This is a genomic window from Klebsiella sp. 7-CIP_Kleb. (genome assembly GCF_050378655.1).
GTDB classification, from domain to species: domain Bacteria; phylum Pseudomonadota; class Gammaproteobacteria; order Enterobacterales; family Enterobacteriaceae; genus Klebsiella; species Klebsiella quasipneumoniae.
Genome location: NZ_JBNRLJ010000001.1, coordinates 597,561 through 609,926, shown reverse-complemented (window position 1 = coordinate 609,926; position 12,366 = coordinate 597,561). Strand labels below are relative to the sequence as shown.

Genomic DNA, 12,366 nt, shown 5'->3' with positions numbered 1-12,366 from the left:
TTCCTGAAACCTGGAAGGGTAAGTTATTTGCGGCTGACGTAGCGCACCAGGCGGTCGCCGCTCATTTGCAGAAGCTGTACCAGCGCAATCAGCATCAGGACGGTGACCACCATCACGTCAGTCTGAAAGCGCTGATAACCAAAACGAATGGCCAGATCGCCCAGCCCACCGCCGCCAATCACCCCCGCCATCGAGGTGTAGTCGACCAGCAAAATGGCCGTCACGGTCACAGCGGCGATCAGCCCGGCCCGCGACTCCGGCAACAGCGTGTGCCAGATAAGCTGCCAGGTGCTGCCGCCCATCGACCAGCTGGCCTCCACCAGGCCGTGCTCCACCTCGCGCAGTGCGGTTTCCACCAGCCGGGCGAAGAACGGGGCGCAGCCGGCGACCAGCGGCGGAATGGTTCCTTCCACCCCCAGCGAGGTGCCGGTCAGCAACGTGGTCAACGGGATCATAACAATGAGTAAAATGATGAACGGCAGGGAGCGCAGCACGTTGACGCACAATGACAACAGGCGGTAAAGACGCGGGGCGTACAGCAAACGCGGCTCGCCGGTGAGATAGAGTACGATCCCCAGCGGAAGGCCCAGCAGCACGGTCCAGCCCAGCGACCAGGCCAGCATGGTGAGGGTATCGAGGGCGGCCTGGGCCACATCGCTCCAGTCGATTTGTGCGAAAAATGCCAGCAGACTCGTCATATCAGTTCCAGTCATGTCGTTGCGGACGAATACCGTTCAGCACCCAGTTTCCGAGCAGCTGATACTTCCAGCGTACCGGGTCGTGCAGGGTGTGCACCCGGGCATTGCGCCAGTGGCGGTCGAGGTTGAGCGACTCACCGGTAGCCCGCGTGCCCCCCAGCTCAAACAGGCGGCTGGCGGCCTCCAGCGCCACTTCAGTGGTCCAGATTTTGGCGCGGGCGACGGCCAGCGATGCCTCGGCGACATGTTCCTCACTGAGGTCATTTTTATAGCGGTCGAGCACCCGTCCGGCCCGCTCCAGCAGCGCGTCGGCAGCGGCAAGACGGCTATCCAGCTGACCGATATGGTAGATAGTCAGCGGGTCGTCACTGGCCCGCGCCACACCGGCGTCGATCCACGGTCGGGCGCTGTTGCGCACGAACGCCACGGTATCGTCCAGCGCCGCGCGGGCGATACCGGCGTCTATCGCCGCGGTGGTCAACTGGGCGAAGGGGCCGGCAAGGGTCGGGCTGGCGTAGGACTTCCACGTTGGGAAAAGGTGGAAGGGATTGACCGGAAGATTATCGGCCAGTACGCCGCCGCTGGCGGTAGTTCGCTGACCGAGGCACGCCCAGTCATCGACCACTGTCAGCCCCGGGCTGTTCTGTGGCACAAAGGCGAGCTGGGCGCGATCGTCAGCATCCAGCGCCAGAATGCCAATCCAGTGGGCATACAGTGATCCGGTGCAATAGCCTTTACGGCCAGTGATCCGCAGCCCCTCGGCGCCTTGCACGATACGGGTACGAATATCGAGGACCGTTTTCCCCCCGGTTTCCGACAGGGCATTGGCGAAGCGATAGCCTTGCAGTACCTGGGCGAAAAAGAACGCCTGCTGGTCGTCGCTGCCCTGCAGACGAATATCTTCCAGCAGGCAATAGTGGTTCTGGGGAATCTGACCTAACGATGGATCGGCCGCGGAAAGAATGGCAATGACCTGCGCCAGGGTCGCGGCCGAGACCTCGGCGCCGCCAAAGCGGCGCGGCACCGTAATACCCCACAGCCCGCTGTTGGAGTAGGTATTGACGATCTCCACCGGGACGATACCCGTGCGGTCGCGCTCGGCGGCGCCGGGTTTGAGCACGGCGGCGATCTCATCGGCGATGGCGAGGGCTTCCGCATCGCTGGCAATAATATGCGCCTGCGGCGAGGACTGGGTGTAAGGCAGAGCGGGTGAACTGGCTGACATCATCTTCTCTCTTATTCAGTGAATAGCTTATGCGTAAATTGGATAAATATATTATTCATAATGCCCATGGGTTATATGTATGGGTAAGCAAAACACGTGCCAGCGAGAGAGGAAGGCAGGTTGGCGATATTTAGCGGGGTGGCTATGTCTGCTGACGGAGCGGACTGCTGCAAATGCAGCGCGCTTTTGCGCTGCCTGTTGCAAAGGCGACAGTTAGGGAAAAGCGACCTCCGGACAGAGGGAAGACTGCCCGGCGGTGAGTGTGGCGAGTTCTCAGCGATCCTTCGCCGTAGGGGGGAGCAGTGAGGGGGCGGTCGCGGTTAGCGGCTGCCAGAGCCGCTCGGGGTCACGAAACCCCGCTTCGACGAGGGCATAAAAGCGGCTGGCATGGAGACCATCGACGAAGGCATGGTTAAATCGCCCGGCTACCGGGATCACGCCGTTCTGCAGTTTCCCCCAGGTGAGCGCAGGAACCGCGGCGCCCACCGCGTATTCCGCATGGGTCATCGAAGTAAAGTGGAGCCACGGCAGACAGCTGGCGCAGATAAAATGTTCGCCATCGACGATGAGCGGCGCCGGCGATGTCTCTCTTGCCGCGACGATCTTCGGCGTTGCCGCGGCGCTGAAGGCGGTGAACTCGGCAGCGTTGTCGCACCATACCTGGCGGAAGCCCTCCTCGACGGTCATCACCGGCGTCATGACCGCCAGGCTGTCATATTCAATCACCTCGCCATCGCGCACGCGCTGCCGGAGCTGCGGCACCCCGTTGGCCGCGCGCAGCAGGGCATAGAGCGCGAGCTGAAAAAATGAGACCCGCCGGTCCTTCGCACATTCGTACAGGCGCTGCGCCTCTATCGGAACGCAGAGATTAAAGCTGGGGTTGGCAAATTGTCGGTAAAAGGTGAAATGGTCCCGGCGGGGCCAGGCCGCGGTGTCGATGATCCGGTAACGTGCCATGGATGCCTCCTTATAGCTGGCGGTCTACTGACTATGCGACGATTTCAATCAGGTTGCCATCGGGATCGGCGATCACCGCCTCATAATAGCCGTCGCCGGTGGTGCGCGGGGGTGAAACCAGTATTCCCGCCGCTCCGGCGCGTTGGGCAAGGGCATCGACCTGTTCTGCACCGCCCACCGAGAGGGCCAGATGCGCCCAGCCGGTATGGTTATTATCCGCGCTGGCCTGCTGCAGGCCAGGCTTGGTCATCAGCTCGATCACTACTTCGTCGTCGATGGTGACAAAATAGGAGGCAAATCCGGGGTTGGTCTGGCTGAGGTATTTTTCATTGATACTGGCGGCAAAGAACTCGACCCAGAAGCGGGCCTGAGCCTCAAGCTGTTGGGTCCACAGAGCGAAATGGGCAATTTTCATGGTAAACCTCCGGGCTGGAACATTGACAATCACAGCAGGGCAGACGATCATGCTTACTGTTGCTCGTTTATGATTATTTAAGGAGTTGCCTTGCTCGATTATGCTGCTTTTCCCCAACAGCGACAAGCGCTGATTTGCCAGATCCTGCAGGAAAACGGCAGAGTGGTGTGTGCGGATCTGGCGGCGCGTCTTCAGGTGTCTGAACATACTATCCGCCGCGATCTGCATGAGCTTAGCCGCGAAGGCGTCTGTAAAAAAGTCTACGGCGGGGCGGTGTTGAGCCTGCCGGAAGCGGGAGACTACAGTGAACGGAAAGATAAAAACCGAGCAACAAAACTCAGGATCGCGCAGCAGTGCGCCCGGCTGGTGAAACCCGGCGGCACTATTTTCATTGATACCGGCACCACCAATCTGGCGATGGCCGAGGCGCTGCCCGCCGAGCTGGCGCTGACCGTGGTGACGAACTCTCCGGAGATCGCCGCGGTGCTGGTGAAAAAGCCGCTCTACGACGTGGTGATGCTCGGCGGCCAGGTACAGCGGGCAAGCGGGGGCTGCGTTGGGGCCGCGGCGGTGGCTCAGGTGCAGGGGATGTTATTCGACCAGGGGTTTATCGGCGGCTGCGCCATGGCGCCAGAGTCAGGCCTGACCGGTTTTGACTATGCCGACTGTGAGTTTAAGAAAGCGGTGATTAAGCAGTGCAGCGAAATTATCATCGGCCTGACCTCGGATAAAATTCCGGCGGTGGCGCGGTTCGTGGTGGCCGCGAGCAGCGATATCGATGTGCTGGTGGTGGAGGAGAATATTAGTCGCGAATATCGCGTTGCCTTTCAGCAACACGATATCCGTATCCATACCGTGTAGCCGCTAGCGGGTGAGAGAGGTAGCGATAAGCCGCAGGCCCAGCGCCCCCAGCACCGTCGCGGTGGCGATATCGATTCGCCGCTTCAACCGCAGGTAGACCCGACGCGGGCGATCGGCGGAGAGCACCAGCGCCACCAGCGAATACCAGCTGACGTCAATCAGAAAACTCATCAGCGGCACGATGTAATAGAACGCGGTGGGGATCTGCGTCGGCAGCAGGGCGGTAAAAATCGAGGCAAACACCAGCGCGGTTTTGGGATTGCTCAGCTGGGTATACAGCCCGTCGCGGAAGGTCTTCAGCAACGAACGGTTGCCGGCCATGCCGCTGGCGGAAAAGTCCATCGGCTGCGCCGAACCGCGGAAAATCTTATAGCCCAGCCACAACAGGTAGAGCCCGCCCGCTACTTTCAAGCCAATAAACAGCTCCGGCACCGCGGTGAGCACCTTCTGCAGGCCCAGCATCGCCATAATAGAAAAAATGGCGGCGCCGGCGCCGGTGCCGAGGGCGGTCACCAGACCGTGCAGGCGACCGCATTGCGCGCGACAAAAATAAAGCTCGGGCCGGGACTGATCACGCCCATGATCAGCACCGCGGCAATGGCCATCAGGCTGGATAAGAACATAGCAACTCCTGGTGTGTTCGCCGCCGTCAGGCGGTCGGCAACGTGGGGGCGGTACGAGCAGACAGAGTAGCAAACTGGCTCAGGAAAGCACGTGAAAACCCTGTGGAATAGGCGAGGCTGAATGGGCATCCGCGGCGCGCGTTTTCTGCGCAACTGTTTGAATAACGATTCCCATTCTTGTCAGCAATGGTAAACTGAATAACTGTGATCTTTGTCATACCGTAATAACTACAGAGAAGAGACACTGCTATGCAACATATCATTGAGGGCTTCCTCAACTTCCAGAAAGAGATCTTCCCCCAGCGTAAAGAGCTCTTCCGCAGCCTGGCTTCCAGCCAGAATCCCAAAGCGCTTTTCATCTCCTGCTCTGACAGCCGTCTGGTGCCGGAACTGGTTACCCAGCAGGAGCCGGGACAGCTCTTTGTTATTCGTAATGCCGGGAATATCGTGCCGTCTTTCGGGCCGGAGCCGGGCGGTGTATCCGCGACCATTGAGTATGCCGTGGTTGCGCTGGGCGTGACTGATATCGTGATCTGCGGCCACTCAAACTGCGGGGCGATGAAAGCGATCGCCACCTGCCAGTGCCTGGAGCCGATGCCGGCGGTGTCTCACTGGCTGCGCTACGCTGATGCTGCAAAAGCGGTGGTGGAAAAGAAAACCTGGGCCAGCGAAACCGATAAGGTCAACGGCATGGTGCAGGAAAACGTCATCGCTCAGCTGAACAACATCAAAACCCACCCGTCGGTGGCGGTCGGCCTGCGCGACCATACCCTGCGCCTGCACGGCTGGTTCTACGACATTGAAAGCGGCGAGATTCAGGCGCTGGATAAAAACACGAAATCCTTTGTTTCGCTGTCGGACAATCCGGACGTCTTTTTCGAATAAAGCCGTTCCCAGGGCACGGAGGCCCTGTTCATCTTATCTCCTCACCCCTACCACTCCACGCAAATTTTGCCGAAATGGGCGCCGCTTTGCAGATAGCGGAAGGCGTCTGGTAAGGCCGCAAAATCAAACACTTTATCGATGACCGGCCGCGACGCCTGCAGGTTCAGCGCGTTGACGTAGTCCTGTTGTTGCCGGCGATGACCCACCACTAGCCCCTGCAACCGGGCCTGTTTACTCATCAGCAGATGGGTGGGCACATGACCTTCGAAGCCAGTCAGGACGCCGATGAGGGCGATGTGTCCGCCAACACGGACGGCTTCGAACGACTGGCTCAGGGTGCCCGGTCCGCCGAGCTCGAGGATAATATCGGCCCCGCGATGACCGGTGATGTCCTGCACCGTAGCACCCCACGCCGGGGTGGTGCGGTAATTGATGAGATGGTCAGCCCCCAGGGCGCGCGCGCGGGCGAGCTTTTCATCTGATGAGGAGGTGACGATGACCTGCGCGCCCATGCTTTTCGCCAGCTGCAGGGCGGTTATCGACACGCCGCCGGTGCCGAGCGTCAGCACCGTATCGCCCGCTTTTAGCCGCCCCTCCACCACCAGCGCGCGCCAGGCGGTGAGGCCGGAGGTGGTGATAGTCGCCGCTTCCCTGAAGCTCCATCCGTCAGGCGCATGGGTAAAATGGCTGGCCGGTCTGACCACATACTGGCAGGCAAACCCCTCGGCGCCGTCGCCCGGGGTCTGGCTGAAGTCCTTCACCTGCGAGCCAGGACGGCCATCCAGCCACTGCGGGAAAAAGCCAGCCACCACCCGGTCGCCTGGCTGAAACTCGCTGACTCCGGCGCCAACCGCTTCGACCACCCCCGCGCCGTCCGCCATCAGGATCCGCCGATCGGCGGTGGGAATCACCCCCGTCGCTACCAGCAAATCGTGATAATTCAGGGAGGTGGCGTGGAGCGCTACGCGGATCTCGCCTGCCGCCGGCGCGCCGGGGTCGGCAAGATCGACAAGCTGCAGATTGTCCAGTGAACCGGGTTTGTTGACGATCCAGGCTTTCATCATCGGGTTCTCTTTTCCGGGGGATACGGTAAGTATTGGCCCGGAATTGGCTGAACGCCACAGCGCGCCGCTCAGGAAATCACTGCCCGGAGAAAGAGGCGAAAAAAAGCGCCGTTTTTGACGGCGCTTTTTTCATTGCGAAAGAACGAAGAGATTATTTGCTCAGCTCAGCCGTCATATGGACGCGATTATTAAACTGGGCGCTGGTGATTTTATAGGACGCACCCTGCTCAGCGGCCTGGGCGGCGATTTTGGCTTCAGCACGGTCCAGGGTGGAGGCGGTGGCGCTGACGCTCTGGGCGAAGCTAACGGAAGAGAACAGTGACAATGCAGCAACAGCAACGAAAGTTTTGATGGATTTCATGGTCGTATTCCTTAATCTGGTGTCTGATATAGGGCTTGTCGCCCTGATGTGATAAAGAATACGCGCAATACCTGGAGGTTAAAATCAAAACAATTTGCGAAACTCATTCAAATTATATGAATGATTTTCGGCCGGTCGCGATGCGGCACGTCGTTGCCGGGCTGGCCGTACTCCTGGTCTATAGCAGCTGAGATCGGCGCAGAGGTGGCTAAACGTGGCCTCCGCGGTCATAAAATGATGAAAATGAGTATGGCTGACGAGGCGAAAATTCATTTTGATCCGCTCCAGTCCGTTATAAACCCGCTTGCGATTAACCCCCAGCGCGTCCGCCATCTGATTAATTGACTGTCCGTCGACCACGCCACGAATCATCTGCATCTCCAGGTCATTAAGTGGGGCTCGCAGCCGGGAGGAGTGACTCTGACGCTGATGGCGCGGCGCGAAAGGGCGGCTACGGTCTGCCAGCCGGCGCAGAAGGCGGCCGATCTCGTGAACGCTTTCCCGCTGGCTGACCCACAGGAGGGTATCCGCGTAAAAGGCGCGTCCGCGTCTCACATTGTTGGCGGAGGTAAATCCGACCACCAGACCGGGATAGCGCTGGGCTAATTCAGCAGCGGCCTGATAATCGTGATAGTTTTCCAGCGCTAAAATAATTACATCCATCCCGGCCAGATCGGGCAGATGGCTGAGCGGCAGTGAATGAATAATATTCAGACCGGGCAGGGTTTTCTGAATATCTCTGAAACACTGGGCGAGGCCGATATTAAAATAAATATTATTGCTGTGAATTAAAATATTCAAAGAATAAATCCTGTTGCAAGCGATCTAAACGGCGTGGAGAGGAGATTAGTTGCGAACCAGGAGCTTATTCATATCAGCAGGCGAGTTATTTATATAATTCATCATGCCCGGCGGTTTGAAGGAATAAATTTCGGCTACGCAAGCAGGGTTAATATAATACCCTGCGCATTTAACGCGGACAATTAACGTGCTTTCGACCCCCGCCTGGTTTAAGCGAGATTTTAGGGTCTGGATAACCTGCCATAATCGCTGCGCGGACGGACGGAGATTATTTTTTTCCCAGACGTTAATCATTAACTCTTCATCGCTGACCAGACGTTCTCTGCCATGCGCCAGCAAATACTCCAGTAAACAAGCCATGGTGCTGCGCAGCTGAACCTGCGTTCGCGTCCCACGTAACGCGATAATTTCCCGATGATGCAGGCAGTAGAAAATATTATCCGCTAACTTATAGCCAAGTAGTTTATAGCCTGTAGTCATCCACCACTCCCTGACAAATCCCCGTATTGCCGGTGCAGAGTAACCGCCTGCGGCGGTCTGACCAAGTGAATTTTATTAGCTAGAATAATCAAAACAATTAACCACATTAGCATACATAACTAGAATAAAAATCTGATAATCTTGCCCTCTTCTGTTGGATTATGTGGTATAGGAAAAGTCTTAATCAAGCGGTGGCCGAAGTTAAACGGTTGAAAATATAGGTGGCGAAATCAAAAAATCGCACTTACATTGATCTAGATCAATTTAATACCTTTCAGGTGGCAATCACCATTTACATAGCAAAACAAAGATTGAAATAACTACGTTTAAGCGGTGATAAGCTGATTCTGAACTTATGGAATTACCCAGGGAACTGTTCATTACTTTCAGGAGCGTTTTTATGGTCATTGCAACTCGTAAGCCTCTGTGCAACAAACGCTGGTCCGCCAGCCCGGCCTCTCAGGATCTTCAGTTGACCCAACTGCGTCACCCATGGGTCGCCACCAAAGCCAGCTGCAAAAGTAAAAAAGGCTGGAAGAGCCGCGGTTAACGGCTAGTCCACTTCCCCAGACACCACGTCCCGGTCGCGTTAATGTCACGACCGGGGTTTCGCTGTGATCGGTGTTCGCCGCGAAGGTCACACCGGGCGCAGGCAGTAGCCTGAGGCGGTATTCTCCACGCGGGCGAAACCTGGCAGGCCAAGATGCATACCGGCGATGAGCCACCGTTCGCGGGCGGCCTGGCGCAGCAGACTTTCCCGTGTATGCCGGGCCTGGTCAGGATCGACGTCAAATGCCACCGACACCTCTGGCCGGGCGCTCTGGATCGAGGGAAAGTGGACGATATCCCCCCAGATTAGCAGCGACGTTCCGCCCGCCTCAAGGCGATATCCGGTATGCCCTGGCGTATGGCCGGGCAGGGGACATGGCCGGATCCCGGCTACCGGCTCGTCTTCATCAATATCACGAATTTGCGTCGCACAGATCGCCATTATGCGGCGGACGAGCAGCACGTTACGTTGTCCACGATCGCTGGCGTTGTCCAGTGTCGATGGCGCCAGCCAGTAAGCGCTTTCCCGCGAGGGTAGGAACACCATGGCGTTGGGATAAGCCGGTGTACCGGCGGCGGTCAGCAGGCCGCCGATATGGTCCGGGTGCGCGTGGGTGAGAAGGATGGTGTCAATTTCCTCAGGGCGCACGCCGAGCAGCGCCAGATTGGCAATAAGCGCGCCGCCGACGCCGTTGGCCCCGCCGGTGCCGGTATCCACTAGCAGCGTGTGCCCGCGTCCGCGGATCAGGTAAGCGCCGATCTCGATGGCCTCCGGCGAGGTTAACCCGGCCTGGCGCTGCAGACGCGCCGCCTCTTCAGGGGCGATCCCTGCGAGTAGCGTCAGCGGCGCCGTCATCTGACCATCACTGATGGCGCTTATCGTCAGGTCGCCTGCTGTCAGGGTATAAAAGGGAGCTGGTGTCATGTTGACCTCACGCTTGCTCCGCCGGGTGACGCAACCTGGCGGTAATGGGCTGATAGATAAAGACCGCGGCAGAGGTGACCCGGTGATGCAGGTCGTCACGCGGGACGATGGCGGCATAGCGGGTATGCCGGGTGGCCAGCCCCCCGGGCTGCAGGACGATCGGCGCAGCGACGGGCAGGGCTTCCGCGGTATCGCTCAGCAGCAGCACCTCGTCAGGAGCCACCTCCCGCAGCGCGTGAGTCGTGAGATAGAGGTGGCGATGCCAGTCGGCGATCGCCGATTGCCAGCGGGCAAAATGACCCCCACCATTGCGGCGATAGGCGTCGCTGTCGAGGACGGCGGCATCGCGGATATCGTGTAGGGCCAGGTAGCGAGGGCAGCCCTCGCTGAACGCGCAGAAGCGCTGGGAGGCATGAAAACCGGGCACCGAGACCAGCGCCGGCAATTTTTCCCGATTGTAAAAGGTATTCCACGCCGCTTCGCTTTGCGGGTCGGTGTAGGCGCATTCGACGACATAGAGCATAGTGACCTCGAGAGACAGATGATTCAGCGCATAACGCGTTTTAGTGAGTTTTCTTCATCCTATCCGGCAATAATGGCGCTGAAAAACGATGTTTATTCATCACTCAGTGATATTATGTCACTGACTTTCAATGGGCCCGCACAAGGAGCATTGGCTATGCGTCGTAAAATCCCCAGCAGCGCTGCGCTACTGGCCTTTGAGGCCGCCGCCCGCCACGGCAACTTTGCCCGCGCGGCGGCGGAGCTCGCGTTAACAGAAGGGGCCATCAGCCGGCAGATCGCCCGTCTGGAAGCGCTCCTCGACAGCAAACTCTTTGACAGGATCGGGAGCCGGGTACGGCTCAATCCGGCTGGCGCCCGCTATGCCAGACAGGTCCGCGAGATCCTCAGCAGGCTGGAGCGGGAAACCCACGACGTCAGCGGGATGCCCGCCGATGGCCGCAGTCTCGAGATCGCCGTGCTCCCCACCTTCGCCAGCCGCTGGCTCATCCCCCGGCTCGGGCAGTTCACGGCGCAGCATCCGCATATCGTGGTCAATATCGCCGCCCGCAGCGACCCCTTTATTCTGCCGGGCAGCGGATTTGATGCGGCCATCCATTTTGATCACCCGGCGTGGACCGGAATGGATGTGACGTTTTTGTTTGCGGAATATCTGCTGCCGGTCTGTCATGCCGCGCTGCTGACGGATGACGATCTCCCGGGGCTGCTGAACCGGCTGCCGCGCATTCATCGGCGGCAAAACCCGGACGCCTGGCTGCACTATGCCCGCGAGTGCGGTCTGGCGCTGGATAACCCGGCGCAGGGCCCACGCTATGATCTGCATGAGATGGCAATCGCTGCGGTACTCAGCCAGCAGGGCGTGGCCCTGGTGCCGAAGATGTATGTGGAGAGCGAACTGCGCAGCGGGACGCTGGTCGCCCCATGGCCGGGCTCGCCGACGCTGGCCAAGCGCTTTTGCCTGATCAAACCCGGCGGCGGCGAGGGGGAGCCGGCGCTGCAGGTGTTTGAGCGCTGGCTGCAGACGACGATTGCGGCAGGTTAACTTATGGCGGGCCTGGGGGGCGCTGCGCCGCCCGCTGGCGGGCATATTTGCCCGGCGATATCCCGGCATATCGGGTAAAGGCCACGCTGAACGCGCTGGTCGAGCCATAGCCGAGGCGCTCGGCGATATCCGTTATGCTGATGCCCGTCTCGCCCAGCCACTGCATGGCCAGGGTCATGCGCCAGCTCAACAAATAGCCCATCGGGGTCATTCCGGTCAGGCCGGTAAAGCGTTCAAATAACGTCGAGCGAGACAGCGCGCAGTCGGCGGCCAGGGCGTTGACGGTCCAGCGTCTGGCGGGGGCCTGATGCAGCAGGCGGATTGCCTGGGCGACCCGCGGGTCGCTCAGGCCGCGCATCAGTCCGGGGGTGGCGAGCGTTCCGCAGGATCGGATGGCCTCGATAAACAGCAGCTCAACCATCCGCGCCAGAACGAAAGATTTGCCTGCGCGATCCGCCAGGGCTTCCTCTTTCAGCAGCCCGACAAAGGTGGCCAGCCGCGGCTGGTTGCGAACCACCACTAAGGCGGGCAGCAGGGAGGTTAGCAGGCTGGCGTTATCCGAATCGGCAGCGCAGTGGCCAATCAGCGCCTGCATCTCCGCTGGCTGGTCGAGAGCTCCCAGGCGAAAGTGTTCCGCCGCAAGCTTCACCGGGGTGGTCTCCAGCGCCGGTGAAGGCGGCGGGGTCAGGCTGGTTAACGCGAAGCGGTACGCCGCCGGGATCAACATAAAATCCCCGGCGCGCAGGATCTGCGGTTCATGCTGGTCTATTTCCAGCCGACAGCCGCCTTCCAGTACCACGCCGTAGAACGACATTCCCTGGTCTGAACGTTTAACGCGCCATTCTCCCGCCCCCTCAATGGTTTTGGTCAGCACCGCTCTGAGATTGAGCATCGCTATGATTTCCGCCAGCGGGTCGCTCATTTCCGGACTCCTGCTAAAGAATAATGGATTATTGAC

15 protein-coding genes and 1 pseudogene are annotated in these 12,366 nt (G+C 59.3%); 4 read left to right on the top strand and 12 right to left on the bottom strand.

The features are described 5' to 3' along the window. Nucleotides 1-23: 23 nt before the first annotated feature. The 4 genes from ACQUTI_RS03035 to ACQUTI_RS03020 all read right to left on the bottom strand — a co-directional run bounded on the left by ACQUTI_RS03035 (nt 24) and on the right by ACQUTI_RS03020 (nt 3,295). Complete coding sequence (locus tag ACQUTI_RS03035) at nt 24-698, bottom strand: methionine ABC transporter permease (RefSeq protein ID WP_004202921.1); 675 nt, start codon at nt 696-698, stop codon at nt 24-26. A 1-nt stretch (nt 699) separates the two neighbouring features. Beyond that, nucleotides 700-1,926, bottom strand: coding sequence for an SfnB family sulfur acquisition oxidoreductase (locus ACQUTI_RS03030; RefSeq protein ID WP_064183320.1), 1,227 nt, complete (start codon nt 1,924-1,926; stop codon nt 700-702). A 270-nt stretch (nt 1,927-2,196) separates the two neighbouring features. Continuing rightward, nucleotides 2,197-2,880 carry a CatA-like O-acetyltransferase, family 1 gene (locus ACQUTI_RS03025; protein WP_004202919.1) on the bottom strand — a complete coding sequence of 228 codons (684 nt, stop codon included), beginning with the start codon at nt 2,878-2,880 and terminating at the stop codon, nt 2,197-2,199. 31 nt (nt 2,881-2,911) lie between these two features. Beyond that, nucleotides 2,912-3,295 carry a VOC family protein gene (locus ACQUTI_RS03020; protein ID WP_004202917.1) on the bottom strand — a complete coding sequence of 128 codons (384 nt, stop codon included), beginning with the start codon at nt 3,293-3,295 and terminating at the stop codon, nt 2,912-2,914. Nucleotides 3,296-3,385: 90 nt separating this feature from the next. Between ACQUTI_RS03020 and ACQUTI_RS03015 the strand changes: the two genes are divergently transcribed. Further along, on the top strand, nt 3,386-4,156 hold the full coding sequence (locus ACQUTI_RS03015) for a DeoR/GlpR family DNA-binding transcription regulator (RefSeq protein ID WP_004202915.1): 771 nt from the start codon (nt 3,386-3,388) through the stop codon (nt 4,154-4,156). Nucleotides 4,157-4,159: 3 nt separating this feature from the next. On the opposite strand, the pseudogene ACQUTI_RS03010 reads toward ACQUTI_RS03015, so the two are convergent. Next, nucleotides 4,160-4,779: pseudogene (locus ACQUTI_RS03010) on the bottom strand (LysE family translocator). Nucleotides 4,780-5,028: 249 nt separating this feature from the next. On the opposite strand from ACQUTI_RS03010, the gene ACQUTI_RS03005 reads away from it, so the two are divergent. Beyond that, nucleotides 5,029-5,664 carry a carbonic anhydrase gene (locus ACQUTI_RS03005; RefSeq protein ID WP_004202911.1) on the top strand — a complete coding sequence of 212 codons (636 nt, stop codon included), beginning with the start codon at nt 5,029-5,031 and terminating at the stop codon, nt 5,662-5,664. A 47-nt stretch (nt 5,665-5,711) separates the two neighbouring features. Here the strand turns inward: ACQUTI_RS03005 and ACQUTI_RS03000 are convergent, their stop codons facing one another. From ACQUTI_RS03000 to ACQUTI_RS02985, 4 genes are all read right to left on the bottom strand, one after another. Next, nucleotides 5,712-6,728 (bottom strand): zinc-dependent alcohol dehydrogenase family protein, encoded by a 1,017-nt coding sequence (locus ACQUTI_RS03000; protein WP_200785103.1) that lies wholly within the window; start codon nt 6,726-6,728, stop codon nt 5,712-5,714. 151 nt (nt 6,729-6,879) lie between these two features. After that, the gene (locus tag ACQUTI_RS02995) at nt 6,880-7,089 is read right to left on the bottom strand and encodes a YdgH/BhsA/McbA-like domain containing protein (RefSeq protein ID WP_004202908.1); all 210 of its coding nucleotides are present in this window, start codon (nt 7,087-7,089) and stop codon (nt 6,880-6,882) included. Between the two features lie 84 nt (nt 7,090-7,173). After that, nucleotides 7,174-7,890, bottom strand: a complete 717-nt coding sequence (locus ACQUTI_RS02990) for a hypothetical protein (RefSeq protein WP_186601884.1) — start codon at nt 7,888-7,890, stop codon at nt 7,174-7,176. 45 nt (nt 7,891-7,935) lie between these two features. Next, on the bottom strand, nt 7,936-8,370 hold the full coding sequence (locus ACQUTI_RS02985; RefSeq protein WP_017899535.1) for a winged helix-turn-helix domain-containing protein: 435 nt from the start codon (nt 8,368-8,370) through the stop codon (nt 7,936-7,938). Nucleotides 8,371-8,770: 400 nt separating this feature from the next. On the opposite strand from ACQUTI_RS02985, the gene ACQUTI_RS02980 reads away from it, so the two are divergent. Further along, nucleotides 8,771-8,920: a hypothetical protein gene (locus tag ACQUTI_RS02980; RefSeq protein WP_002907802.1), complete on the top strand. Its 150-nt coding sequence runs from the start codon at nt 8,771-8,773 to the stop codon at nt 8,918-8,920. 87 nt (nt 8,921-9,007) lie between these two features. On the opposite strand, the gene ACQUTI_RS02975 is transcribed toward ACQUTI_RS02980, so the two are convergent. Continuing rightward, nucleotides 9,008-9,844: an MBL fold metallo-hydrolase gene (locus ACQUTI_RS02975; RefSeq protein ID WP_065877545.1), complete on the bottom strand. Its 837-nt coding sequence runs from the start codon at nt 9,842-9,844 to the stop codon at nt 9,008-9,010. Nucleotides 9,845-9,851: 7 nt separating this feature from the next. After that, the gene (locus ACQUTI_RS02970; protein ID WP_048294980.1) at nt 9,852-10,367 is read right to left on the bottom strand and encodes a hypothetical protein; all 516 of its coding nucleotides are present in this window, start codon (nt 10,365-10,367) and stop codon (nt 9,852-9,854) included. Between the two features lie 156 nt (nt 10,368-10,523). Between ACQUTI_RS02970 and ACQUTI_RS02965 the strand changes: the two genes are divergently transcribed. Continuing rightward, complete coding sequence (locus ACQUTI_RS02965) at nt 10,524-11,408, top strand: LysR substrate-binding domain-containing protein (protein WP_023318443.1); 885 nt, start codon at nt 10,524-10,526, stop codon at nt 11,406-11,408. Between the two features lies 1 nt (nt 11,409). Here ACQUTI_RS02965 and ACQUTI_RS02960 read toward each other — a convergent pair whose 3' ends face one another. Next, the gene (locus tag ACQUTI_RS02960; protein ID WP_049115438.1) at nt 11,410-12,330 is read right to left on the bottom strand and encodes an AraC family transcriptional regulator; all 921 of its coding nucleotides are present in this window, start codon (nt 12,328-12,330) and stop codon (nt 11,410-11,412) included. Nucleotides 12,331-12,366: the final 36 nt, after the last annotated feature.

Coding starts and splice junctions, on each gene's coding strand:
- ACQUTI_RS03035 (WP_004202921.1), bottom strand. CDS start 698: ATGACGAGTCTGCTGGCATTTTTCGCACAAATCGACTGGAGCGATGTG.
- ACQUTI_RS03030 (WP_064183320.1), bottom strand. CDS start 1,926: ATGATGTCAGCCAGTTCACCCGCTCTGCCTTACACCCAGTCCTCGCCG.
- ACQUTI_RS03025 (WP_004202919.1), bottom strand. CDS start 2,880: ATGGCACGTTACCGGATCATCGACACCGCGGCCTGGCCCCGCCGGGAC.
- ACQUTI_RS03020 (WP_004202917.1), bottom strand. CDS start 3,295: ATGAAAATTGCCCATTTCGCTCTGTGGACCCAACAGCTTGAGGCTCAG.
- ACQUTI_RS03005 (WP_004202911.1), top strand. CDS start 5,029: ATGCAACATATCATTGAGGGCTTCCTCAACTTCCAGAAAGAGATCTTC.
- ACQUTI_RS03000 (WP_200785103.1), bottom strand. CDS start 6,728: ATGATGAAAGCCTGGATCGTCAACAAACCCGGTTCACTGGACAATCTG.
- ACQUTI_RS02995 (WP_004202908.1), bottom strand. CDS start 7,089: ATGAAATCCATCAAAACTTTCGTTGCTGTTGCTGCATTGTCACTGTTC.
- ACQUTI_RS02985 (WP_017899535.1), bottom strand. CDS start 8,370: ATGACTACAGGCTATAAACTACTTGGCTATAAGTTAGCGGATAATATT.
- ACQUTI_RS02980 (WP_002907802.1), top strand. CDS start 8,771: ATGGTCATTGCAACTCGTAAGCCTCTGTGCAACAAACGCTGGTCCGCC.
- ACQUTI_RS02975 (WP_065877545.1), bottom strand. CDS start 9,844: ATGACACCAGCTCCCTTTTATACCCTGACAGCAGGCGACCTGACGATA.
- ACQUTI_RS02970 (WP_048294980.1), bottom strand. CDS start 10,367: ATGCTCTATGTCGTCGAATGCGCCTACACCGACCCGCAAAGCGAAGCG.
- ACQUTI_RS02965 (WP_023318443.1), top strand. CDS start 10,524: ATGCGTCGTAAAATCCCCAGCAGCGCTGCGCTACTGGCCTTTGAGGCC.
- ACQUTI_RS02960 (WP_049115438.1), bottom strand. CDS start 12,330: ATGAGCGACCCGCTGGCGGAAATCATAGCGATGCTCAATCTCAGAGCG.